General features: G+C 58.1%; 21 protein-coding genes and 1 tRNA gene. 5 read left to right on the top strand and 17 right to left on the bottom strand.

All coding sequences use genetic code 11. The annotated features are described in order from the left end of the window. Nucleotides 1–3 precede the first annotated feature (3 nt). Both JaAD80_RS06900 and JaAD80_RS06895 read left to right on the top strand, forming a co-directional pair. Nucleotides 4–645, top strand: coding sequence for an AIM24 family protein (locus JaAD80_RS06900; protein ID WP_102293491.1), 642 nt, complete (start codon nt 4–6; stop codon nt 643–645). A gap of 3 nt (nt 646–648) precedes the next feature. Next, nucleotides 649–1,386: an AIM24 family protein gene (locus JaAD80_RS06895; RefSeq protein WP_102293490.1), complete on the top strand. Its 738-nt coding sequence runs from the start codon at nt 649–651 to the stop codon at nt 1,384–1,386. Between the two features lie 135 nt (nt 1,387–1,521). On the opposite strand, the gene JaAD80_RS06890 is transcribed toward JaAD80_RS06895, so the two are convergent. After that, the gene (locus JaAD80_RS06890; protein WP_102293489.1) at nt 1,522–2,328 is read right to left on the bottom strand and encodes an enoyl-CoA hydratase; all 807 of its coding nucleotides are present in this window, start codon (nt 2,326–2,328) and stop codon (nt 1,522–1,524) included. Nucleotides 2,329–2,379: 51 nt separating this feature from the next. Further along, nucleotides 2,380–3,018 carry a head GIN domain-containing protein gene (locus tag JaAD80_RS06885; RefSeq protein ID WP_102293488.1) on the bottom strand — a complete coding sequence of 213 codons (639 nt, stop codon included), beginning with the start codon at nt 3,016–3,018 and terminating at the stop codon, nt 2,380–2,382. 176 nt (nt 3,019–3,194) lie between these two features. Between JaAD80_RS06885 and JaAD80_RS06880 the strand changes: the two genes are divergently transcribed. After that, nucleotides 3,195–3,752, top strand: a complete 558-nt coding sequence (locus tag JaAD80_RS06880) for a flavin reductase family protein (RefSeq protein WP_102293487.1) — start codon at nt 3,195–3,197, stop codon at nt 3,750–3,752. Between the two features lie 122 nt (nt 3,753–3,874). Here JaAD80_RS06880 and gdhA read toward each other — a convergent pair whose 3' ends face one another. The 14 genes from gdhA to JaAD80_RS06810 form a co-directional block, all read right to left on the bottom strand. Further along, the gene (gene gdhA / locus JaAD80_RS06875) at nt 3,875–5,218 is read right to left on the bottom strand and encodes an NADP-specific glutamate dehydrogenase (protein ID WP_102293486.1); all 1,344 of its coding nucleotides are present in this window, start codon (nt 5,216–5,218) and stop codon (nt 3,875–3,877) included. 383 nt (nt 5,219–5,601) lie between these two features. Then, nucleotides 5,602–6,849, bottom strand: coding sequence for a DUF819 domain-containing protein (locus tag JaAD80_RS06870; RefSeq protein WP_102293485.1), 1,248 nt, complete (start codon nt 6,847–6,849; stop codon nt 5,602–5,604). Nucleotides 6,850–7,031: 182 nt separating this feature from the next. Continuing rightward, nucleotides 7,032–8,393, bottom strand: coding sequence for a tRNA 5-hydroxyuridine modification protein YegQ (gene yegQ, locus JaAD80_RS06865; protein WP_102293484.1), 1,362 nt, complete (start codon nt 8,391–8,393; stop codon nt 7,032–7,034). Nucleotides 8,394–8,482: 89 nt separating this feature from the next. After that, a complete protein-coding gene (locus JaAD80_RS06860; RefSeq protein ID WP_146012282.1) occupies nt 8,483–8,989 on the bottom strand; it encodes a TetR family transcriptional regulator in 507 nt (168 codons plus the stop codon). A 192-nt stretch (nt 8,990–9,181) separates the two neighbouring features. Next, complete coding sequence (locus tag JaAD80_RS06850) at nt 9,182–11,632, bottom strand: acyl-CoA dehydrogenase (RefSeq protein ID WP_146012281.1); 2,451 nt, start codon at nt 11,630–11,632, stop codon at nt 9,182–9,184. 557 nt (nt 11,633–12,189) lie between these two features. Then, nucleotides 12,190–13,944 (bottom strand): hypothetical protein, encoded by a 1,755-nt coding sequence (locus JaAD80_RS30155; protein WP_146012280.1) that lies wholly within the window; start codon nt 13,942–13,944, stop codon nt 12,190–12,192. Nucleotides 13,945–13,946: 2 nt separating this feature from the next. Next, entirely contained in the window at nt 13,947–14,720 is a 774-nt protein-coding gene (locus JaAD80_RS06845; protein ID WP_102293482.1) for a glycosyltransferase family 2 protein, read from the bottom strand. Between the two features lie 61 nt (nt 14,721–14,781). Further along, nucleotides 14,782–15,138, bottom strand: a complete 357-nt coding sequence (locus JaAD80_RS06840; RefSeq protein WP_102293481.1) for a multidrug efflux SMR transporter — start codon at nt 15,136–15,138, stop codon at nt 14,782–14,784. Continuing rightward, nucleotides 15,135–15,968, bottom strand: coding sequence for a sugar phosphate isomerase/epimerase (locus tag JaAD80_RS06835; RefSeq protein WP_102293480.1), 834 nt, complete (start codon nt 15,966–15,968; stop codon nt 15,135–15,137). The genes JaAD80_RS06840 and JaAD80_RS06835 overlap by 4 nt, the downstream gene beginning before the upstream one ends. Continuing rightward, nucleotides 15,965–16,759 (bottom strand): NAD(P)-dependent oxidoreductase, encoded by a 795-nt coding sequence (locus tag JaAD80_RS06830; protein WP_102293479.1) that lies wholly within the window; start codon nt 16,757–16,759, stop codon nt 15,965–15,967. The genes JaAD80_RS06835 and JaAD80_RS06830 overlap by 4 nt, the downstream gene beginning before the upstream one ends. Nucleotides 16,760–16,761: 2 nt before the next feature. Further along, nucleotides 16,762–17,904, bottom strand: a complete 1,143-nt coding sequence (locus JaAD80_RS06825; RefSeq protein ID WP_102293478.1) for an FAD-dependent oxidoreductase — start codon at nt 17,902–17,904, stop codon at nt 16,762–16,764. Then, nucleotides 17,901–18,926, bottom strand: a complete 1,026-nt coding sequence (locus JaAD80_RS06820) for a glycosyltransferase (protein ID WP_102293500.1) — start codon at nt 18,924–18,926, stop codon at nt 17,901–17,903. The genes JaAD80_RS06825 and JaAD80_RS06820 overlap by 4 nt, the downstream gene beginning before the upstream one ends. Nucleotides 18,927–19,092: 166 nt before the next feature. Beyond that, nucleotides 19,093–19,386 carry a hypothetical protein gene (locus tag JaAD80_RS06815; protein ID WP_102293477.1) on the bottom strand — a complete coding sequence of 98 codons (294 nt, stop codon included), beginning with the start codon at nt 19,384–19,386 and terminating at the stop codon, nt 19,093–19,095. Between the two features lie 224 nt (nt 19,387–19,610). Continuing rightward, nucleotides 19,611–19,686 (bottom strand) — tRNA-Phe (locus JaAD80_RS06810). A 116-nt stretch (nt 19,687–19,802) separates the two neighbouring features. Here JaAD80_RS06810 and JaAD80_RS06805 point away from each other — a divergent pair. Then, nucleotides 19,803–20,573 (top strand): hypothetical protein, encoded by a 771-nt coding sequence (locus JaAD80_RS06805; RefSeq protein ID WP_258002846.1) that lies wholly within the window; start codon nt 19,803–19,805, stop codon nt 20,571–20,573. A 41-nt stretch (nt 20,574–20,614) separates the two neighbouring features. Here the strand turns inward: JaAD80_RS06805 and JaAD80_RS06800 are convergent, their stop codons facing one another. Then, nucleotides 20,615–21,043, bottom strand: a complete 429-nt coding sequence (locus JaAD80_RS06800; RefSeq protein WP_102293475.1) for a hypothetical protein — start codon at nt 21,041–21,043, stop codon at nt 20,615–20,617. Between the two features lie 207 nt (nt 21,044–21,250). Between JaAD80_RS06800 and JaAD80_RS06795 the strand changes: the two genes are divergently transcribed. Continuing rightward, nucleotides 21,251–22,246 (top strand): cytochrome-c peroxidase, encoded by a 996-nt coding sequence (locus tag JaAD80_RS06795; protein WP_102293474.1) that lies wholly within the window; start codon nt 21,251–21,253, stop codon nt 22,244–22,246. The last annotated feature ends 137 nt before the right edge of the window (nt 22,247–22,383 follow it).

Below are 22,383 nucleotides of genomic sequence, written 5' to 3'. Positions count from 1 at the left end.
GCGATGCCCGTTTATCAGCAAATCAATGAAAAGATGCTTGAGGTAAAACTCGGCAATGAAGAAGTGTTCGCGCGCAAGGGTTCCATGGTCTCGTACCAGGGCGACGTGGCCTTCAGCCGCTCGTTCCTGGCTGGCCAGGGCGTGCAAAGCCTGGCCATGCGCGCCGTCACGAATGAAGGCTATTCCCTGATGTCGGCGCGCGGCACGGGCAGCGTGTTTTATGCGCACGCGGGCCTGTTCGTCACCATCGTGCCCGTGCGCGGCGACACGTTTTACGTGGAAAGCGATTCCCTGCTGGCCTTCGACGCGCGTCTGGCGGCCGGCACCATGTTCCTCGGCAACCAGGGCGGCGTGCAGGGCGTGGTGCGCGGCATGGCCTCGGGCCAGGGCTTGTTTACCACCACCTTGCAAGGCACGGGCGAAGTGGCGATCCTGTCCGACGGCAACGCCATCGGCTTGCCTGTCACGCCGGACGTGCCCGTGTTTGTCGACCCGCAAGCGTATATCGGCCATACGGGCCAGCTGAGCTCAAGCATCGTCACGGACTTGAACTGGAAGACTTTTGTCGGCCAGGCCTCGGGCGAGTCCTACCAGGTGAAGTTCATGGGCCAGGGCACGGTCTACATCCAAGCGAGCGAAAGGTAAGCCATGACGATTTACAACCCCGATACCTTGCCGAAGAACGATAACCTGAACCGTTTTTCGTATGTCATCGACGTCAAGGAACAGATCTTCATTCGCAAGGGCAAGATGATCGCCTTTTATGGCGAGCTGCGCTTCGAAGCCATGGGCAGCAGCGTGCTCGACCTGATCGTGCGCAATGCCTTCAACGCGCCCAAGTACGTGCACCACTTTGTCGTCGCGCAAGGGCAGGGACAATTGATTTTGGGCGACAACGGCAACGACCTGGCATGCTACGACCTGGACAACGCCAACATGACCATCCGCGCGAAAAACCTGCTGGGTTTTACCAAGGATGTGATCTGCCAGGAATCGACCTTGCCCGGCTATCTGACCATGATCGGCACGGGCAAGGTCATCGCCTCGTCGAACGGCCCCGTGCATTTCCTGGAACTGCCATGCCGGGTTGACGAGCAGGCCGTGCTGGGCTGGGCCGATTGCCCCAGCCCCTCGTACCACTACGATTACGCCCACGTGCAGGGCTGGGCCTCGGCGGCCGGCGCACTGACGGGCTTTACCCTGTCGGGCGAGGAAAAGCAGATCGACTTCACGGGCGCCGGCACGGTGCTGGTGCAGTCATCCGAGCTGGACGTGTCGGGCAGTTCCACCCTGATGCAGCTGCTGTCGCAATTGCCGCTGCTGGGCAAGGAAGACCTGGGCAAGCTGAGTCTTTCGGTGCAGCAGCAGATGAAGGACAGTCGTTAAGACTAGGAAGTCCAAGAGTACCTGACCGAACCTTAGCGAGCGGAAGGGACAGGCAGCCGAGACGCGCAACCGTACTGAAGTACGGTGAGCATCGCAGGCTGCCTGTGCCGACGCGCAGCAGGTTCAGTCAGATACTCAAGGCCGCGCCCAGCTGGGCGGCCGTTTCTCCAAAAAGGCGGTCACGCCTTCCTCCGCATCCTCTTCCATCATGTTGCGCGCCATCACGTCGCCCGCATACGCGTAGGCGTCGGCCAGCGGCAGCTGGCGCTGCCGGTAAAACATCTGCTTGCCATAGCGAATGGCTGTCGGGCTCTTTGCCATGATGTGCTGCGCCAGGCGCGCCACGGCGTCGTCGAGCCTGGCGTCGGCCACCGTTTCGTTGACCAGACCCCAGTCGGCGGCCGTGTCGGCGTCGATGAAGCGGCCCGTGACCAGCATGTCGAAAGCCCGCTTGGTGGACACATTGCGCGACAGGGCCACCGATGGCGTGGCGCAGAACAGGCCCACGTTGATGCCGGAGACGGCAAAGCGGGCGGATGCGCCCGCCACGGCCAGGTCGCAGCTGGCCACCAGCTGGCAGCCGGCCGCCGTGGCGATGCCATGCACGCGGGCGATCACGGGCACGGGCAGCGCCTGGATGGCTTGCATCACGCGCGAGCATTGCGCGAACAGGGTTTGATAATACGCAAGCTGGCGCGTGGCCTGCATCTGGCGCAGGTCGTGGCCGGCGCAAAAAGCCTTGCCTTCGGCCGCCAGCACCACGCAGCGCACATGCGGCTCTTCGGCGATGGCGTCGAATTGCGCCTGCAGGGCTGCCAGCATGGCTTCCGACAGGGCATTGAATTGCAGGGGACGGTTCAGGCGCAGGGTGACGAGGCCATCGTGCTCCTCGCGCAGCACCAGCGGCGCGGCGGTATCCTGGGTATCGGGTGTGGCGGTCATGCGGTCTCCAGTGGCCTGAGGGCCTTTTTTTATGGATCTTGCGGGAAAAGCTTACTTGGCGGCGTTGACGCTGCCGATGCCGGCGATCGACTTGTGCACGATTTTCGGCTTGCCGTAATAGGTCAGTTCGCCCATGCCGCGCACCACGGCGTTCAGCTCGCCCGAGGAATACACCTTGACGTTGCCAATGCCGTCGAAATTGACGTCGACGTTTTTCGCCAGCAAGGCTTTCGTGTCGACGTCGCCCACGCCTTGCGCCTTCAGGCGCAGCCAGTCGACATTGCCATCGGCGGCCAGGCGGCCCGCGCCCTTGTAGCTGATGTCGACCCTGGGGCCGTTGAGCTTGCTCAGGATTTTTTCTCCCGCACCTTCGGCGATCAGCTTGCGCAGGGTGGGCATGGTGATGACGATGCGCGCATCGCCTTCAGTCTTCTTGATGCTCTTGTCCTTCAGCGAGATCTTCAGCTCGCCGTCGACCACTTCCGTGACGACGTTGCCGAGGAACTTCTGGTCGCCGCGCAGCAGCAGGCTCTGCTCCTTGCCCGATTCCACTTCGAGGCTGATGGGGCCGCGGATATCGATGGCATTGAAGGCGCCGACCGTGCGCGCCTGCTCGTCGGCATGCGCAAGGGGGGCGAGGCAAGCAAGCGAGGCGGCGGACAGGGCGGACAACAGGAACAGGTGGCGCATGGCGGTTTCCTTGAGTAGTTGATAAGTGTATTCTATGGTGCAACATCTCCCGTGGGGTGAAAATTGCGACGAGCTGCACGAATCGGGACGTGGAAAGGACACACGGCCAGCGCCACCCGCGCGACCGCCACGCCGCCATTCGGCTATGCTAGCGCGTACCGCGTCCAGGAGACCAGATGAAAAATTACCACAAAGAAGATTATCCCGTCGCCGATATCCGCCGCTTTCTCGAACCGGGACCGGTGGTGCTGGTCAGTTCAAGCTGGAAGGGCGAGAGCGACGTCATGACCATGGCCTGGCACATGCTGATGGAATTTACGCCATCGTTGCTGGGCTGCTTCATTTCCGACGCTAACCACAGCTATGAAATGATCAAGCGCAGCATGGAATGCGTGATCAACCTGCCGACGGCCGACATGGTCGACCAGGTGGTGGCAATCGGCAATTGCAGCGGCGAAGACACGGACAAATTCGCCGCCTTCGGCTTGACGGCGCAGCCGGCCGAACAGGTGGGCGCGCCCCTGATCGCCGAGTGCTACGCCAACTTCGAATGCAAGCTGGCGCAGGTGGCGGGCAACCCGAAGGGCGGCTTCTTCATCTTCGAATGCGTGAAAGCCCACGTGGCCACCTCGCCGAAGCTGCCGGAAACCCTGCATTACCGGGGCAATGGCGAGTTCATGGTCTCGGGCCGCACCATCAGCCGCAAGAGCCTGATGAAGCCTGAAATGTCGTAGGTCGGCGTAGGTCGGATTAGCGCGCAAGCGCGTAATCCGACGCCATTGTTGGCAAGGCTGGTGGTGGTGTCGGATTACGGCGCCATGCGCCTAATCCGACCTACGCCACATCCAAGCTGCGCTCAGATCACGCCCTGCGCCAGCATCGCATCGGCCACCTTGACGAAACCGGCGATATTCGCCCCATCCACATAGCTGACGGAACCGTCCGCGCGCGTGCCGTACTGTTTGCACGCCGCGTGGATGCCTTGCATGATCTGCAGCAGGCGCGCGTCGACTTCTTCGCGCGGCCACGACATGCGCGCCGCGTTCTGGCTCATTTCCAGGCCCGAGGTGGCCACGCCGCCCGCATTGCTGGCCTTGCCTGGCGCATACAGCACGCCGGCCGCTTCGAACGCCTTGGCCGCTTCGATGGTGGTCGGCATGTTGGCGCCTTCGGCCACGCACTGCACGCCATTGGCGATCAAGGTGCGCGCATCGTCGATATTCAATTCATTTTGCGTGGCGCAGGGCAGGGCGATGTCGACCGGCACATGCCATGGCGACACGCCCGCCTCGAAGCGCACGCCCGTGCGTTCGGCGTAGTCGCTGACCCGGCCATACAGGTGGTTCTTGATTTCCATCAGGATGGCCAGTTTTTCCGGCGTAAAACCTGCCTCGTCGATGATGGTGCCGCTGGAATCCGAAACAGTGATGACTTTCGCGCCCATGGCCATGGCCTTTTCCACTGCATACTGCGCCACGTTGCCCGAGCCGGAGACGGACACGCGCATGCCTTCAAACGAGCGGCCGCGCGTTTTCAGCATTTCCTGCGCAAAATACACGGTGCCGTAGCCCGTCGCTTCCGGACGCATCAGCGAGCCGCCGAAGCTGGCGCCCTTGCCCGTAAACACGCAATCGGCGCGGTTGCTGAGCTTTTTCATCATGCCGGCCATATAGCCCACTTCACGCCCGCCCACGCCGATGTCGCCGGCCGGCACGTCCGTATCCGAGCCCACATGGCGGAACAGTTCGCTGACAAACGCCTGGCAGAAACGCATGACTTCGCCCGGGCTCTTGCCCTTCGGATCAAAGTCGGAGCCGCCCTTGCCGCCGCCCATCGGCAAGGTCGTCAGGGCATTCTTGAACGTTTGCTCGAAGGCGAGGAATTTCAGCACGGACAGGGTGACGGAGGGGTGGAAGCGGATGCCGCCCTTGTACGGCCCGATGGCCATGCTGTGCTGGATGCGGTAGCCGCGGTTGACTTGCACCTGCCCATGGTCATCGACCCATGAGACGCGGAACATGACCACGCGCTCCGGCTCGATCAAGCGTTCCAGCAAGCCTTGTTCCGCGTATTTCGGGTGCTGCTCCAGGAACGGCCACAAGCTCTCCATGACTTCGGTGACGGCTTGCAGAAACTCGGGCTGACCTGGATTGCGTGCGGCGACATGCTGGACATACTCGTGAGCAGATGCGTATTTCATCAGAATTCCATGGAGGTAATCGGTTATTTGGGCAACTATCATCGCAGATTTTGCACGAAAATGGTGCGGAAATTTGGTTTTGAGGGGTTTCTGCTACATGGCGGGGATTTTTTGCGAGGCTCTGCCGTCGCCCGACAGGCAACTGGTCTGGCCGGAAAACTAACCAAGTGACGCTGCCGTTTCAGCAGGGCGGCAAGGCTGGCGTACGCCACGGCGCGCCGGCGTCGCCATGCTGGGATACCGCCGGTCACTGCCGCGATTGGGCGTGGCGCGCTGCCGTGCGCTGCGCTCGACGACATGTCCCGTGCAGAAACGACAACGCCAGCGCGAAGGCTGGCGTTGTGGTGCGTCATGCAACATGCTGGCGAACGCCAGTCAGTCGATCACCCCGCCATGCCGCGCAGGATCAGGCCCGTGATGTAGGCGCCGTAGGTGCCCAGCGCGTAGCCGAGCACGGCCAGCAGGACACCGACGGGGGCCAGCGAAGGGTGGAAGGCGCTGGCGATGACGGGAGCCGAGGCGGCGCCGCCGATGTTCGCCTGCGAGCCCACGGCCATGAAGAACAGGGGCGCGCGGATCAGCTTGGCGACGAGCAGCATCAGGCCGCCATGCACGGCGATCCAGATCAGGCCCAGCAGGAACAGGAAAGGCTTGTCGAACAGGGCTTTCAAGTCCATGTGCATGCCGATGGTGGCCACCAGCACGTACAGCATGGCCGAGCCGATGGTCGAGGCGCCCGCGCCTTCCAGGCTGCGCGCCCTGGTAAAACTCAGCAGCAGGCCGAAGGTGGTGGCCAGCACGACGATCCAGAAGAAGTTCGACGTCAGGCTGTAATCCTGCAAGCGCCATTCGGCCGGCAAGGTGTTGATCCAGCTGATGATGGGGCCGGCCAGGAAGTGCGACAGGCCCGTCACGCCCAGGCCCACGCCGAGGATGATCATGATGTCCGTCAGGTTGGCGATGCGCGCATGCTGGGCGCGGTAGCTTTCGATGCTGTCCTTGAGCGCGTTGATGGCGGATAAGTCCGCGCCGGTCCAGCGGTCGAATGCGCCCGCGCGGCCGGCCAGGAACAGCAGCACGGCTGTCCAGACATTGGCCACCAGCACGTCGACGGCGACGAACTGGCCAAACAGGGTGGCGTCCACTTCAAACACTTCCTTCATGGCCGCCTGGTTGGCGCCGCCGCCGATCCACGAGCCGGCGACAGTCGTCATGCCGCGCCACGTGTCGCCCGCCACCGTTTCCGGATGGATCAAGCGCATGGCTTCGAACGAGACGAGGGCGCCCAGCATGACGCCAAGAGTTCCCGTGAGGAACATGATGATGGCCTTCGGGCCGAGGCGGATGATGCCGCCGAAATCGATGGCCACGCACAGCAGCACCAGCGCGCTGGGCAGCAGATAGTCGCGCGCCACGGCGTACAGGCCGGAGGCGTTGCCATCGATGATGCCAAACGTGTTGAGCAGCGCCGGGATCAGATAGCACATCAGCAGCGAAGGGATATACGTGTAAAACTTTTTCCAGAAACCGTCGGTGCGGGAAGCGGTCCAGAAGACGCCTCCCAGGGTCATGGCAAGCAGGCCGAGGACGACGGCGTCATTGGTGATCAGGGCGGTAGTGGCAGGTGGCATCGGGGATTCCGGTGAACGTGTCAGGAATGCCCGGGTGCCGATCAGGCCCCCGGGCGCAGGGTGGCCGTATCGTATAGCAATGTTGAAGCCTAAACAAATTATTTAGGTAGTGCCAGCTGGGTTTTTCTTGTCAAATCAAACACTTGTGGATAGGTTTGCCACTGCCGTCGCCAGACTGGCGGTTACAAATAACGCGCGAGCAAGGCCTTGTCCAGCGCGCCGTCGAGGGCGATGCGCACGAAGTGGCCGCTGCCGGGCGCCACCTGGATCTCGCTGCCATCGTCGGCCAGCATGCGCGCGATGGTGATGTCGCGGTTGCCGCCCGGATGCACGGCCTCGATGCGGTCGCCCACGGCAAAGCGGTTTTTCACCTCCACCCTGGCCCAGCCGTCCACCACTTCGAGCACGTCGCCCACGTACTGGCTGCGGTCCGCCTCGGAGGCGCCGCGCATGTAGTTCTGGTGCGCCTGCGTGTGGTGGCGCTGGTAAAAGCCATCCGTGTAGCCGCGGTTGGCCAGGCCTTGCAGCTGGCCCAGGAGATCCATGTCGAAGGGACGGCCCGCCACGGCGTCATCGATGGCCTGGCGGTAGACTTGCGCCGTGCGCGCCGCGTAGTACAGCGACTTGGTGCGGCCTTCGACCTTCAGCGAATCGACGCCGATTTTCACCAGGCGTTCGATGTGCTCGACAGCGCGCAAGTCCTTCGAGTTCATGATGTAGGTGCCGTGCTCGTCTTCGAGGATGGGCATCAGCTGGCCAGGGCGCTGGGCTTCTTCAATCAGATAGGGCTGGTCGGCCAGCGGGTGGCGCGGCTGCTGGTGCAGGGCGGAAAAGGCATTGTTGTCCGCGTCGGCCAGCGCCTGGTGAAATTCCAGCGGCACCACCTGCATGCCGCCCAGGTCGCCGCTGGCGTCTTCGGACGCGTTTTTCACCTTGTAGTCCCAGCGGCAGGAATTCGTGCACGTGCCCTGGTTCGGGTCGCGGTGGTTGAAATAGCCGGACAGCAGGCAGCGGCCCGAATAGGCGATGCACAGGGCGCCGTGAACAAACACTTCCAGTTCCATTTCCGGGCAGCGCTGGCGGATTTCCTCGATCTCGTCGAGCGACAGTTCGCGCGACAGGATCACGCGCGTCAGGCCCATGCGGTGCCAGAACTTCACGTCGGCCCAGTTGACGGCGTTCGCCTGCACGGACAGGTGCACGGGGACGTCCGGCCACTTGTCGCGCACCATCATGATCAGGCCAGGATCGGCCATGATCAGCGCATCGGGGCGCATGGCGATCACCGGTTCCATGTCGCGCAAATAGGTTTTCAGCTTGGCGTTGTGGGCAAAGATGTTGCTGGCGACAAAGAACTGCTTGCCGCGCGCATGCGCGCCATCTATGCCTTCCTGCAAGGCTTGCAAGGTCGAAAAGTCATTATTGCGCACGCGCAAGCTGTAGCGCGGCTGGCCCGCGTAGACGGCGTCGGCGCCAAAATCGAAGGCGGCATGCATCTTGGCAAGCGAGCCGGCAGGCAGGAGGAGTTCGGGAGCGTGGCGCATGGAGGATGGGCAAAGCCGGCGATTCTAGGCCGGCTGGCGCGCCATTGCATTGCCCTGGGTCAAGGGATTGGCATTCGCAGCCGAAGTGCTCAGGCGTAAGGCGTACCCGTCAGGGCGGCGTTCAATCCGGTGTGCCCCTGGTCCACCAGGGCGAGAAAACCGGCCCTGGCCCGCTGCGCGTCTCCATGCTGGCGGAACGCCCGGTGCGCCTCGATCAGGGCCACGCTCCAGGTCGCCAGCAGCAGGCTGGCCGCCAGGTGGGCCAGCGGGTCGCCACTTTCCCGTCCCGTCGATTCCGTCAGCGTCTGCGCCACCACTTCCACGAGCTCGTCGCGGATGGCCCTGGCGCGGGCCTTGAGGGCGGCGCTTTCTTCAACGGTGGCAATAAAACCCTGGCCGGCGGCGGAAAAGGAGATGTAGGGACTGTCGTCGGCCACCAGGCGATGCGCGAGCAGGCGCAGGGTCTCGACGGGGGAAATGGCGGGGTCGCGCTGGCGCAAGGCGGCGCGCAGCAGTGTGCGGCCCTCTTCCTCGCGGTCGAAGAACATGTCTTCCTTGCGCGGAATCGCGTGCGCCTGCGTGGCCCTGGTGGTCATGGCTTTTGCCACGCACAGCTGGATGATCTTCGCCATCATGCCCGTGTTCGCCTTGGGCGGCATCGGCGCGCCAGCTTTGCAGTCGCTGGCGACGCGGCAAGTGGCCGAGGACCGGCAAGGCCAGTTCCAGGGCGTGCTGGCCTCGTCCGTCAGCCTGGCGTCCGTGCTGTGCCCGCTGCTGTTTTCCAGCATTTATTTTGGCGTCAGGGCGTACTGGCCCGGCGCCGTCTGGCTCTCCGTCATCGTCGTGTATGTGGCGCTGGTGCCGCTCGTGCTGGGCTTGCCGCTGGCCTCGACCACGCCGGCATCATCGCGCGGATAGGCATCCGGCATTGCCTGCGCCGCCGTGGGCGCAAAATCGTCGACCTGTATCAAGCCGTCGACCAGGCGCGCAAATTCCAGCAAGGTATTGTGCTCCGGGCAGCTGATGGCGCCTGCCGCCTTGGCGGCGGACAACCATGTTTGCATGGCGCTCAAGCTCTGCGGCATGTGCTTGAGATCCGCGTTGGCGTCTTTCAGGCGTTTCTCGATGGCCACCACTTGCGGCAGCAACATCAAGGCCCGTTCGGCGCTGGCCAGCGGATCGCCGCCCTGGCTGCCTTCGCTTTCCACGTAGCAATCGGCCAGCAGGCGTTCGCGGTCGGCGCCGGCCGTCTGCATGGCGTGCGTCACGTCGCTGCCGAGCTGGTCCGAAGGCGGACGATGCGGCAAGCCGAACGGGAACAGCACGGTGCGCAGCAGTACCGCCAGCCCCCGCGCGGGAAAATTTTCCAGCACGCCAGCCAAGCCCTGCTGTGCCTTCACCAGCGCATCCTGCAGCGACCAGTGCACATACGGCAGGTCGGCAGGCGGCCGCCCGTCATCCTCGTAGCGCTTCAGCACGGACGAGCACAGATACAGTTGCGAGACCACGTCGCCCAACCGTGCCGACAGCCGTTCGCGCCGCTTGAGTTCGCCTCCGAGCACGAACATCGACATATCCGTCATGACGGCAAAGGCCGTCGACAGCCGCGTGAGGGCGCGGTAGTAGGCTGCCAGTTCCGGCGCGCCAGCCTGAGGCACGGCGGCCAGGCGCGCACCGCCCAGTCCGTACCACAGTCCCCGTGCCAGGTTGCCCAGCACAAAGCCGACGTGGCCAAAGAAGGCCGAGTCGAAATCGTGCAAGGCTTTGCGGCCATCGCTTTCCTTGACGGCCGCCATTTCCCGCAACACATACGGATGGGCGCGGATGGCGCCCTGACCGAAGATGATCAGGCTGCGCGTGAGGATGTTGGCGCCCTCGACCGTAATCGCAATGGGAATCTGCTGATAGGCAGTGGCGAGGAAATTGTTGGGCCCGCTGCAAATGCCCTTGCCGCCCAAAATATCCATGCCGTCGTTGACGAGCGCGCGGCCCCGCTCCGTGACGTGGTATTTGACGATGGCGGAAATGACGGCCGGCTTTTCGCCCAGGTCCACGCCCACCGCCGACAAGGTGCGCGCCGCATCCATCAGGTACAGGTTGGCGCCCATGCGCGCCAGCGCTTCCTGCACGCCCTCGAACTTGCCAATCGGCATGTTGAACTGGCGCCGCACGGCCGCATACGCGCTGGTGCCGCGCACGGCCATCTTGCCCATGCCCACGCTGGACGAGGGCAGCGAAATGGCGCGTCCGGCGGCCAGGCATTCCATCAGCATGCGCCAGCCTTTGCCGACTTGCGCCTGGCCGCCGATGACCCATTCCATGGGGATGAATACATCCTTGCCGGAAGTGGGGCCGTTCTGGAACACGGCGTTCAGCGGATGGTGGCGGCGTCCGATCACCACGCCATCGTGGCTGGCGGGGATCAGGGCGCAGGTGATGCCGGGCGTGTCGTCATCCGACAGCAGATGCTCGGGATCGCTGGTCTGGAATGCCAGGCCCAGCAGGGTCGCAACAGGCGCCAGCGTGATGTAGCGCTTGTTCCAGGTGATGCGCAAACCCAGGGTCGATTTGCCTTCATGCATGCCCATGCACACCACGCCCAAGTCAGGAATGGCGGCCGCATCGGAACCCGCATACGGGCTGGTCAGCGCAAAGCAGGGAATCTCGGTGCCGGCCGCCAATCGCGGCAGATAGTAGTCTTTTTGCGCTTCGGTGCCGTAATGCAGCAGCAGTTCGGCCGGCCCCAGCGAATTGGGCACCATCACGCTGACGGCCAGCGCCGAGCAGCGCGTCGACAGCTTCATCACCACTTGCGAATGCATGTAAGCGGAAAATTGCTTGCCGCCATATTGTTTGGGAATGATCATGCCCAGGAAACCCTGGCTTTTCATGTAGGCCCAGGCTGGCGGCGGCAAGTCCAGCAACTGCTGCGTATCCCAGTCGTTGACCAGTTCGCACAGGCGTTCGACGTCGTGATCGAGAAAATGGCGCTCCTCGGCGCTTAAGGTCGGCGGCGCATACGCCAGTAGCTTGGCCCAGTCGGGCTTGCCGGAAAACAGTTCCGCATCCCACCACGTGGTGCCTGCCTCGAGCGCATCGCGCTCCGTGTCGGACATGCTTGGCAAGATGCGCTTGAACAGGGCCAGCAGGCGCGGCGTGATGAGAGCGCGGCGCACGGGGCCGACCACGAACAATATAAGCAGGCCCAGCAGGGCCACCAGCAGTATGATCGTCAGCATGCGATATCTCCCTGTCTCCCTCTGTAATAGGAACAGGGTAGGCCGATATGGCGGCTGTTACTGTGCGGTACTGCGCATACGCACAACGCCAACCGGATGGCTTGGCGTTGTCGTATGTGGCGTGAGGTGGATTAGCGTGGAGGAACGACAATCACCGTATCGCCTTGGCGCCTTCATCGCCGCCAGCGGCAACCGCTGGGGGGAGAAGGGGGCGCAGCGACAGGTAATGTGAGTGCAGTAGCACCACCATACCCTCCCAAAACAAAGCGTTCATGGACTCCCAAGCACCATACAAGGAGTTCATTTATGAGTGCTACCCACTTCGATCAATAGCAACTTGCCAAGTGCTGGAGTCTGTCAACAGCACCCTTGAGCGCTGGCGAATCCCTGACATCGGCTCAAAGTTGATCCGCCTGCCTGGCGAGGCAATCTGCCATCCGTGCGAGATTGAGGCCTACGAAAACGAGTGCCTAATTTCATCGGCCGCAGAGTTGTGCAATAGAAGAGCAGAGAAAATCCGAAGATTTACTACCAGGATTGCTTAATCTATCGTTCTATTACCTTGGGCAGCCAGGTGTTAATGCACTCCCACCATCTGTGAACTTAAATTTTAAGCATGACAAGACTTTTCCATCTTGATTATGACTTTCCCAGACGCTCACCCCTTGGCCAGTAAGGGATACTATTTCGCCGGAAGCATACACGCCATCAGGTATATCAAAGAATCGGTAGTGGTTATCTTGGAGGTTCTCCAATGAAAAAACAATCTTTTCAACCCTTCCATTACTATTCTTTAGTATGAGCTGAGCATCTCCTGGATTTGTACGCACGTTAGTGCCAAACATTATTTCAATTCTGGATAAAGGTTTGTATGTCGCAAATTTAAAAAAATTAATGGGAATATTTTTATTTTTTTCCAGTGCAGCGGTCGGAATTTTCTTGTACTCATCACCAGGTCGCGGAAGACCTGATCCCTCATAAGAGCGAAATTTGCAATCAACCTTGCTGATATATTGTGCGGGAATAAGCATGACCCACGCCGGAAGCTCCGGATATATTTGTATCTTGTAAGAGCTGGAGACCTGCTCGCTGAGGCATATTTGATCTTTAAAGCTTAAGTAGTTTCGAATTGGCATTTTACTTTCATTGAATTCGAATATTGCAGAATTCCCGTATATATAGACAAGAACCACTGAAATTCCAAAAATTGCACCTAATATTCTGGTTTTAACATGATTGATAAGTTGAATGAAAACAAGAACTATCAAAATGGAAACCAGTACATTGATACCCATGAAGTATCGGTCAGGAAAGCTTGTCTGGTAATTATTCAGAAGGCCTGTCAAGCCAGGTCGCATAAGTAAAGTTAGAAATGCGTATATACTCGTAGTCACGATTACCGCATACGTGAGTCTCTTGGCTTCGATATTCTCAGAAACTCTAATGGCAATAAAAACTACCAAAGCAAATACTGCAAAAATTGACAAGCTGAGGACATTTGAGAGCTGCCCATACCAAGGGAAAACGAAGGGGAATAAAATCGATCGTGCTGTAACTGCTTCAATGACGTTGCTGGCAACTAAGTCTCCGGGAACGCCGCCGTGGCCACCCAGCCTAGGAAGTATTGCAACCGCTAAAGCCGACAGTAAAGATATGAGTAATACATTGTTCTTTAACGTCGAAATAAAATTAAAATTATTCAAAAAAAGAATATGTAGGAAATAGGCAAAAACCAGAACAAAAACAATTGGATTGGTTCCGGCAGAGACAAAAATTGCCAGATCGATCGCGCGTCTGACAATGGTGCTTCCACAGCGATCGCGCCAGAAAAAAAGCATTAATGCCAGGGCCGGCATAAAGAAGCCAACCTGCAAAATTCGCCCTATGATTTCATTCTGGGTATCTCCTAGGGGTAGCATTAATAGTAAAAGAAAAGCGAATAGCCCAAAAAAACCAGACGAAACTTTTTTGATGGTGGCAAACGCCAGCAGAGCAAAAGCGGAATAAAAGGAATAAGAAACGAAAGCAATCGCATAAGGCAAACGCTCGATCATCCCACCACTGGTCGCGATCGAAATGATGCTCGATATGTATAAAAGAAGCGTATTTAGAAATACAAAATAATCTGTTCGCGAGGAAATAAAAGCTGTTATCCAACCCTCACGCAGACCGAGAGCCGCCCAAATTCCATCTTCGGCATATATAACCGGGTTTATGACAGGGTCTGGATTTCTAAAGAATAACAATAAAACACCGGCCAGGAATAAAATCGAATACAAACCCCAAGTGCACCTATTTTTCTGAAAACTCATATTTACAACTCTTTTCCTTGAAGTGGATTGTAGTATCCCATGCACGTTTGCAATAAGACCTTAAGCACAAGAAAATTACCTTTTATAGCGCTGATTTTCGTTGGAATTTCACCAATGGGATATCGCCTTGCCGTTGGTAGCTCTCTGCAAGCATATCCGAGCTTAGGTGCTCGATATGATAAGTAAGCGAGCAGCTCATAGGTGGAAAAAACATCCCGGAATAGCGAAATTCTTGGGTCCAGCAACATTCTGCGACTGTAAGCCCTAAACCCTTGGGTGGTATCTGTCCATTTAAAACCGGATGACAGTCTTAAGCACGGGGCATGGATATACCGGATCGCAAAGTGTCGTGACTTTGGCGTATTCACAGCTACCCCTCCAGGCAGAAAGCGCGATGCCTGAACAAAATCAATCCCGTTCTCTAGCGCCTTGATAAATCTCGGTATTGGTTCGGGGTCATCCTTGTCGTTTCCGTCGATGGTAACAATGCCTTCGTAGCCCTGATCAAGGGCTACGGCATAGGCGCACCTAAGTTGTGCGCTCAACTTTCCCGGGCCCTTTTTAAGCAAAAGGCCCCTGACTCCTATTTGCTTTAGGTCTTCAATTTTTAAGGAGTCGTCCGTGCTGCCACCATCGATAATGATGATGTCTGCAATCGACGAAATCTGCTCAGCCTCCATCCGTTTGAGCAGGCTCTTGATTCGCTCGCCCTCGTTAATCACGGGAATTACGATGCAGAAAGGATGTTGCTTACCCTGCCATAGCAGTGTCTCCATCGCGGGCACTTGCCACTTTGCCCGCTCCGCTGGAGTAATGTCTTTTTTTTTTATTCATTTCTTATGCCGCCCGAGCTGTGATGAGTGCCACGCCCGCAATCACGAGGAGAATGCCGGCACCAGTCGTCCAGTGAAAGGGCTCACGGAAGATCAAATAGGAAAAGAGTGCGACGGTTGCTACCGCCCCTGACGTCAATACCGGATGGGCAACATTCAATGGCAACCTTGCCAGTGCAGCGGCGTACAGTATGAACGCTCCTCCATATAGGCCTAAGCCTAGCCAGAAAGGCCAGTTGCTCAAGGCGGCCAAGGGATCGGTCAGGGAGGGGAACCTCCTCGGGGGCATCATGGCCATCTTGACCAGCACACTGGCAGAGGCATTTGCGGCGATACCAAGCACCAAAATCAACCATTTCATCCGGCTACCCCGTATTCAGTCCGATAGCCTGCCACGGCGCAAGTAAGCGCCCGTTCAATCGAGTGGAGGTGTGGTTCCTCCTTGGTGGCAACCATCTCAATCGAGACCACGTGGCCTGGAAGGCGTTGCTGCAGGGCCTTGTGTATCAGCTGATGATCCGTTCCGCCATCGCCCAAAGGCAGCAGATCCGGCTCACTTGCGTGGACGTGCCCGATCAATCTGGCACTGTACTCCAGCACAGATTCGGGAGACTCTCCATTGATGGTCAAGCTCCCAGTATCTAACTGCATCCGGATTGAACCGTGACCGACGGCTGCGACGACATGGGCCGTCTCTTCGCTGGTCGTCATGAAGTTTGCGCCATATCGAGTGGGGTTTGGTTCTAGGCAGACAAAGACGCCATATTCCTTGGCGGCATCGCCCAGACGCCGAAAAAAACTCACCGCCTGATCGAGGGTCTGAACATCGCTCAAGCCAGAACGGTCGCGATTTTTGGGCGAGCCAAATACCAGACGGGTAGCACCAAGGCCTGCCCCGATGCGACACACCGCTCTTAGATGCTCCTGCATCGCTTCCTGGCTCTTGCCATCACCAAAGACATTTAGCCCCGTCGTTCCAAAGAGCAAGGCTTGCATACCCGTGATTTCAATGCCGTGATCAGCCCACCATTGCCTGACGTTTGCGATGTCCTCATCCTTGGCGTTGGCAGGGTCTGGAAAGTACTTGCCAGGCGCTATATCAATGGCATCAACCGCGAACTTGCCAAGAAGATTTGCGACGGCAGGATCTTCTTGAATGTCCCATGCAATGTTGGATATCGCTAGTCTCATAATGCCATTCCGGTTTCGCTCTTCAGGGTAATGGGTTCGGATTGGGCATAGGCTCTAATCGCTTGTATCGTCTCATAGGAACTGTATTGATACTGCCCAGACGAGCCGAAAATATGCGCATGCTGCGTTTGCATATCGTAACGAGCCGGCGGATTTGCCAGCGACTGTGTGAATTGCCTCCCAAAGCCCTGAAGCGAAACATCTGCAACGCTGATTGGTTCAGCAGTCAGGTGCACCAGTGATAGACCAGCCTCCTGCGCCCTCTGGATGTCGAACCAAAGGTTCACCATGGGATAGAATTGGAAAATTCCCCGGCTCTCAATCGCATGAAGATTGTTGGTATTGAGCAAGTCAAAAATCACGTTCTTGCGCAAACCAGGACCCACCAAACCTGGCAACCGAACAATCAGGTAATTGGAGAAATGCTGCTCGACAAACTTTTCAAGGCCCCGGCGATGAAGTCCATAGGCATGCAAGCCTGACTCTTCAATCGGCGTCGATTCATCAACGCCAATCGGTTCCTTGAATACATCGACAGTGCTGATCAATATGAATGTCTTGCACTTTATCGTTCGAAGGTGGTCGATCAGAGAGTCAATGTTTTTTCTATCATCTACCGGATTACGATTGACAATCCACTTCTGTGCCGGCGCACCTGCACACACCACCACGTCGAATTCATGATTTTCAATTTCATGGATATTGGTCGAGCGGTAAAGCTCAGAAAAATGTGCTTGCTTGAGAAGTGTGCTTCCAACAAAACCAGAGAATCCAATTAGCGCATTATTCATCATTACTCCAGCGAACTCTTGAACTTTTCTGTTTCGAGTTTTTCAAGAACATCGTAAATATTGTCAATCTTGCCGCCTAATACCGAATAGCAACCAGGCAGCTCTGCATGTTTTTCAAAAAGAATCGGACGACCATCATCCCCTTCGTTCTTGACCAAAACGGTTTTGATCTCAAAAAGTGAATCGACATACTTTGCTTCAAGTGCAGCGGGTAGATAACGGCCCACATCACGGATCATGCGATCTACGCGAGTAGCCCGGTCGTACTGGTCAAGCGTCCTGTATGGGTCAATACCCAGTTCGTCTTTCCAGCTGAAGTGTGGGGTGTAACGAACGTGCGACAGCGTGTGCAGGTCGCGAGCCGGAAACGGCATCATTGAGAAAAATGGCCCGTCCATGACCGTGACCCCAATTTCCTTGAGCACGTCGGGCGCTTGCATAAGCGCCATTTCAGTCACCTCCTGCTTAAGACCTGTTTGCGTACCTGGAAAGTCGCCTGAAAACTGATTGAGTCCGCTGTAGGTGCAATTGAAGACGTATCGACAGCTTATGGAGAAAGCGTCTCCTGACTTCGGCTGGAGTGCGACGGTCAAGCTACTGTCGGCTGGTGAACGTGAAATCGCTAACGCACGGGTTGAATAATGGACTTCGACACCCGCATCCTTTAACTCTTTAACAGCCCACTCGGCAAGTCGCGTCGAGTCGAACACATACTCCTCGACGAGAAAAACATCTTCAATCAGTCGGGGTTCAAAAAGCCGCTTTAAACCAGTTTCAGCGGGTTTGATCTTCGCTCCGATTTCATGGCAAAATCGCTCAAATTGCTTGGATGTTACTTTAGAATTGCGTCTTGCAATGGCGTAGAGCTTTACAAAGTCCTGCTTTACGGCTTGCGGCCAATCTCGTACAAACCGGGGCAAATTGACTTGGCTACGAAAGGCTGTGGTAAAGCTTCTGGGGTAATGGTATCCATTGTGTACGCGTGCCTGGTTGTTATACGAGGCACGGAGCAGCAGTTCCTGCTCCCGCTCCAGGAGGATCACCCGGCGCAATCCACGGGTCTTGGCAAGGTAGATCGCGATTGCAGACCCGTAAAAGCCACCGCCAATGATGACAGCATCTGCAGTGACGCCTTGCATGGTCATGTAACAACCTGATCAGAATTGCTTGAAATAATCTTTGCCGACGACGAGACATCCTCAATGTTCAGCTTCTCTCGACGGGTCATGCGTGCGCTGGTGAACTCTTGGCCAACGTGATAGAGCGGCCCCTCATTACTGAGGCTGGCCATGTGCAATATGTACTCGCCAAGCACTAAAAGCACGAGAGATATCAGGAAAAACATGCCTGATTGTTGCAACGACATACTTACCCAGCCTGGCGCCACCTGAGCTTTAAAAATTCCGATGGCAACAACATAGACTGAATAAATCAAATTGGCAACTGCCCCGAACAAGGACAACGAGGTCACAAGGCGCATGGGAGCTTGCGTCGTCGAGACGAGAAGGCGCATCCCCCGATCAATGCTTTCGCCCAATTTTTTGGTATGCTTTGCAAGTGGTTTGGCGCTGTACTCCATGTTGATGCGCGCAAAGCCACCAGTTGCCGGCAAGTGCCGATAAGTGAGGGCTGGCTGGGGGTGCTGCAAGATAAAGTTCACGACGCGCTTACTCAGTAGCCTGTACTGAGGCGCCTCTTTGGCCAGACGTATTCCATTGAACGATTTATATAGAAAATTGAAGCTTGCATAGGCCGCTTGGTAAGCGAAACTTTGGCGCGGTTTCTGCAGATTGTTTACAAAAACAACATCAGTTCCCGTAACTGCTTTATCAAGCATGTCAGGCAAAAATCCGATATCGTCAAGAAGCGGATCTATTACCGCAACAAAATCGCCAAGTGCGTTCTCGAGTCCCACCCATGATGCCGTGTCACCATCAACTTCCTTGGTCAGAGCATAGACCTGCAAATTTGGATAGCCCGATTGGCCTGTGAGATTTCTTAGTACAAGAACGCTTTCATCATCGGATGCGTTGTCCACGATAATCAACTCGTAATCGGTGACGAGTGATGACAGTTTTTCAGAGGCAATGTGAATAATGCTCTCTAGCTGATGGCCTTGATTGCGTACAACATACACAATAGACAGAAATACCGGGAAAAAAGCCATTCTTGTGGTCCCCACAACACGCATCTTTGCGATCTTATTGCATTTATCTACAAAATCTTATCATTTTAAACCGTGTGGGGGCTTACGTCACCCTGTTGGGGGCTCTGCCACTTAATCTTTGCCAGTTGATCCGGTTCAAGCCTATTTTTGTGATGTGACGCATTCGTCACCCCACGTCCCAGGTGGCCTGCACGGCAGGCGCCACGGTGATCCCTTCGGTTGTAGCAAGGTGGGCAAGGCCGAGGCTTTCACCACCGCAAAGACCAATGCATAGGTGATGGCCGGGCGCACCGAGGCCTGCAATGCATCGAACCAGCGCGTGCCTCAGGCGCTGCTGCTTCATCTGATGATCGAGGAAGGCAACCTCTTGCTTGCGGCCCTGGCTATCCCAAAACAGCGTGAGTAACTCCGGGAAAGCGCTGCTGAGAAACCCCAGCATTGATACTGGCAAGGTCAGCATGATCAGGGACCTTCACCAAAAAATTTCAGCTTGATCAGCACATCTGCGACCAGGACAGCAGCATGGCCCGGAGAGAGCGGCATGTGGCCAGCGGCAGCTGACTAGCCAGACTTGCTAAGTCCGCAAACCCACTCAGCGTTCCGCAGGTGTTCGCGGGGGCTGGTGCGAGTACATAAGAAAAAACGCCACCCGAAGGTGGCGTTTTTGAACGTGAAACGAATTCTTGGTGGCCCGGGGCGGAATCGAACCACCGACACAAGGATTTTCAATCCTCTGCTCTACCGACTGAGCTACCAGGCCAAGGCGGAGAATTATAGCAGAAAGACTTTCCACCTGACCAGAGCTAGCTGTGTTCAAATGCAACAGATGGCCAAAACATGGTGCTTTGGCATCGCTAGTGACATGAGGATGCGACGATGCGGCGACGGAATGGCGTGCAATGGCTGGTGCTGGGCGGCTTGTTCAGCGTGGTGTGCGGGGCGGCGCGGGCCGATGGCCTGGCCGATTTGAATGCGGCGCTGGCGCGGCTGCAGGGGCAAACGCCGATCAAGGGGCAGGTTGAATCGAAAACCTGGCGCCGCGAAGGCGAGGGCAAGGAGGCGGAAGAAGATAGCGGCACGGCCACGGTGGCCGTCGAAGGCGGACCGGTGGGCTTGCAGGTGCTCTATGGCAAGGATTTGCTGGCGAAGGTGGAAGCCGAGCAGCGCGCCAAGGTGAAAGACCCGAAGGTCAAGACGCCGACCGGCTTTGCGCTGGGAGAAATGAAGGCGACGGAGCTGCGTTCCATGGTGTCGGCGGCGGATGCCCTGTCGCGCGAGATCGACGAAGCCGTGTTCGGCGGTGAAAAGATGGATAGCTATAAAGGCAAGCCGGCGCGTTTGCTCAGCTTTACCTTATCGCTCGACAAGGTTCCCGAGAAAGATCGCAAGTATGTGAAAAAGTTCGACGGCGGCATCGAGGTGTGGATCGCTGCGGACGGTACGCCGCTGGCCAGCCGTTTCCATTTCGACGTCAGCGGGCGGGCCTTTGTGGTGGTCAGCTTTACGCAAAAAATGGACGAAACGCGCCAGTATGGCGTGAGTGGCGATCACTTGCTGTTGCTGCGCAAGGAGAGCAAGAGCGCCACCTCGGGCGCGGGAGAGAAGGTGGAAAGCAAGATCGTCAAGACCTTGCAGTTGCAGCCCTGATTTTTTCCACGATCACTCAAGCCGCTGAACCAGCGGCTTTTTTACATGGCGGCGTTGCCGCCCAGGCCGCTCTTTTGCAGCACGCAGCGCCCCGCCTCGCAGCTGGCGCCCGGGTCCGTGACGATGGCGCAGGTGGACATCATGCCGTCTGACTGCTGCTGTTTGCGGCTCGCTTCGGCATGCGCCTGGGCCAGGGCCTTGAGTTTCTTGCCGTCAATGTCTTTGCTGGACCAGGCCAGATAGCGCTCCGGGCCGCCGCACGCCTTGGCGCCGATGGCGATGGTTTGGCACTGCTGGGTGGAGTCGCAGGCGGCGGCGCCCACTTCCGCCTCGATCTGCGCCAGCAAGCCCGCATTGCCCGGCGCCGGGGGCGCATCCTGCTTGGGCGCGCTGCCGCAGGCGCTGGCGGCCAGCAAGAGGAAGGTGGCGCAGGCGGCGCGCAGCAGGGCGGGGTAATTGGGTGTGTGCATGCCTTCATCATGTGCCACGCTTGCGTAAATGGCAAGCGCGATTCGCACTCGGCGAGAACCTTGATCCTGGTCATTTATATTATCAAGCAGTCAAAGTTAATATAAATCAACATCCAATCAGTGATGTACGGGTGGCAACCGGACCGGCGCGCCGCATTCCCGCGCCGGTGCGCGCCGCCGATTCGGGAATGTTTTCAGGAGTAGACCATGCGCCGTACCCTCTCACCCTTGCTCTTCATCACCAGCCTGGCCTTTGGCGCCATCGTGCATGCCGCCGACCGGGAGCCGATCCAGCCCATCGCCGCCGCCAAGGTCGCCCATCCGGCGATGGTGGAACTGGGCAAGAAATTGTTTTTCGATCCGCGCCTGTCGCGCTCGGGCTTTATTTCCTGCAATAGCTGCCATAACCTGAGCATGGGCGGCACGGATAACATCAAGACCTCGATCGGCCACAACTGGCAGCGCGGGCCCATCAATTCGCCTACGGTGCTCAATGCCGGCATGAACGTGGCGCAATTCTGGGATGGCCGTGCCAAGGATTTGCAGGAGCAGGCGGGCGGTCCCATCGCCAATCCCGGCGAGATGGCTTTTACGCACGAGCTGGCCATCGATGTGCTGGCGTCGATTCCCGCCTACCGCCAGGAATTCAGGCAAGTGTTTGGCCAGGACAAGCTGAGCATCGAGCAAGTCACGCGCGCCATCGCCGCCTTCGAAGAGGTGCTGGTGACGCCCGGTGCGCGTTTCGATCAATGGTTGATGGGCAAGAAAAGCGCGCTGACGAAAGACGAGCTGGCCGGCTACCAGCTGTTCAAGACGAGCGGCTGTATCGCCTGTCATAACGGTCCCGCCGCGGGCGGCAATACCTTCCAGAAGATGGGCGTCGTCGAGCCGTACAAGACGGCCATGACGACGGAAGGGCGCGCGGCCGTGACGGGCAAGGATGCGGACCGTTTCAACTTCAAGGTGCCGACCCTGCGCAATGTGGAGCTGACCTATCCGTATTTTCACGACGGCGAGGCCGCGACGTTGACGCAAGCCGTCGACGTGATGGGCCGCCTGCAGCTGGGCCGCACCTTCACGCCCGATGAAAACGCGAAACTGGTGGCCTTCCTGAAAACCCTGACTGGCAAGCAGCCGCACATCGTGCTGCCGATCCTGCCGCCATCGGGCGACACGACGCCGCGGCCGGTGCCGTTTGACTGAGTGAGTGTGGTGGGTGTGGTGTCGGATTAGCGGCCGCATGGCGCGTCATCCGACACTTTATGCGCTGGTGGTGGTGCCGGATTACGCCCTTGCGGGCTAATCCGACCTGCTTGTTACATGCCACGGCGTAGCCGCGT

Source organism: Janthinobacterium sp. AD80 (assembly GCF_002878455.1).
In the GTDB taxonomy this organism is placed as follows: Bacteria; Pseudomonadota; Gammaproteobacteria; order Burkholderiales; family Burkholderiaceae_D; genus Janthinobacterium.
The sequence above is the reverse complement of the archived record's forward strand: the minus strand, read 5'-3'. Positions and strand labels throughout refer to the sequence as shown.

Coding starts and splice junctions, on each gene's coding strand:
- JaAD80_RS06900 (WP_102293491.1), top strand. CDS start 4: ATGCCCGTTTATCAGCAAATCAATGAAAAGATGCTTGAGGTAAAACTC.
- JaAD80_RS06895 (WP_102293490.1), top strand. CDS start 649: ATGACGATTTACAACCCCGATACCTTGCCGAAGAACGATAACCTGAAC.
- JaAD80_RS06890 (WP_102293489.1), bottom strand. CDS start 2,328: ATGACCGCCACACCCGATACCCAGGATACCGCCGCGCCGCTGGTGCTG.
- JaAD80_RS06885 (WP_102293488.1), bottom strand. CDS start 3,018: ATGCGCCACCTGTTCCTGTTGTCCGCCCTGTCCGCCGCCTCGCTTGCT.
- JaAD80_RS06880 (WP_102293487.1), top strand. CDS start 3,195: ATGAAAAATTACCACAAAGAAGATTATCCCGTCGCCGATATCCGCCGC.
- gdhA (WP_102293486.1), bottom strand. CDS start 5,218: ATGAAATACGCATCTGCTCACGAGTATGTCCAGCATGTCGCCGCACGC.
- JaAD80_RS06870 (WP_102293485.1), bottom strand. CDS start 6,849: ATGCCACCTGCCACTACCGCCCTGATCACCAATGACGCCGTCGTCCTC.
- yegQ (WP_102293484.1), bottom strand. CDS start 8,393: ATGCGCCACGCTCCCGAACTCCTCCTGCCTGCCGGCTCGCTTGCCAAG.
- JaAD80_RS06860 (WP_146012282.1), bottom strand. CDS start 8,989: ATGACCACCAGGGCCACGCAGGCGCACGCGATTCCGCGCAAGGAAGAC.
- JaAD80_RS06850 (WP_146012281.1), bottom strand. CDS start 11,632: ATGCTGACGATCATACTGCTGGTGGCCCTGCTGGGCCTGCTTATATTG.
- JaAD80_RS30155 (WP_146012280.1), bottom strand. CDS start 13,944: ATGAGTTTTCAGAAAAATAGGTGCACTTGGGGTTTGTATTCGATTTTA.
- JaAD80_RS06845 (WP_102293482.1), bottom strand. CDS start 14,720: ATGGAGACACTGCTATGGCAGGGTAAGCAACATCCTTTCTGCATCGTA.
- JaAD80_RS06840 (WP_102293481.1), bottom strand. CDS start 15,138: ATGAAATGGTTGATTTTGGTGCTTGGTATCGCCGCAAATGCCTCTGCC.
- JaAD80_RS06835 (WP_102293480.1), bottom strand. CDS start 15,968: ATGAGACTAGCGATATCCAACATTGCATGGGACATTCAAGAAGATCCT.
- JaAD80_RS06830 (WP_102293479.1), bottom strand. CDS start 16,759: ATGAATAATGCGCTAATTGGATTCTCTGGTTTTGTTGGAAGCACACTT.
- JaAD80_RS06825 (WP_102293478.1), bottom strand. CDS start 17,904: ATGACCATGCAAGGCGTCACTGCAGATGCTGTCATCATTGGCGGTGGC.
- JaAD80_RS06820 (WP_102293500.1), bottom strand. CDS start 18,926: ATGGCTTTTTTCCCGGTATTTCTGTCTATTGTGTATGTTGTACGCAAT.
- JaAD80_RS06815 (WP_102293477.1), bottom strand. CDS start 19,386: ATGCTGACCTTGCCAGTATCAATGCTGGGGTTTCTCAGCAGCGCTTTC.
- JaAD80_RS06805 (WP_258002846.1), top strand. CDS start 19,803: ATGCGGCGACGGAATGGCGTGCAATGGCTGGTGCTGGGCGGCTTGTTC.
- JaAD80_RS06800 (WP_102293475.1), bottom strand. CDS start 21,043: ATGCACACACCCAATTACCCCGCCCTGCTGCGCGCCGCCTGCGCCACC.
- JaAD80_RS06795 (WP_102293474.1), top strand. CDS start 21,251: ATGCGCCGTACCCTCTCACCCTTGCTCTTCATCACCAGCCTGGCCTTT.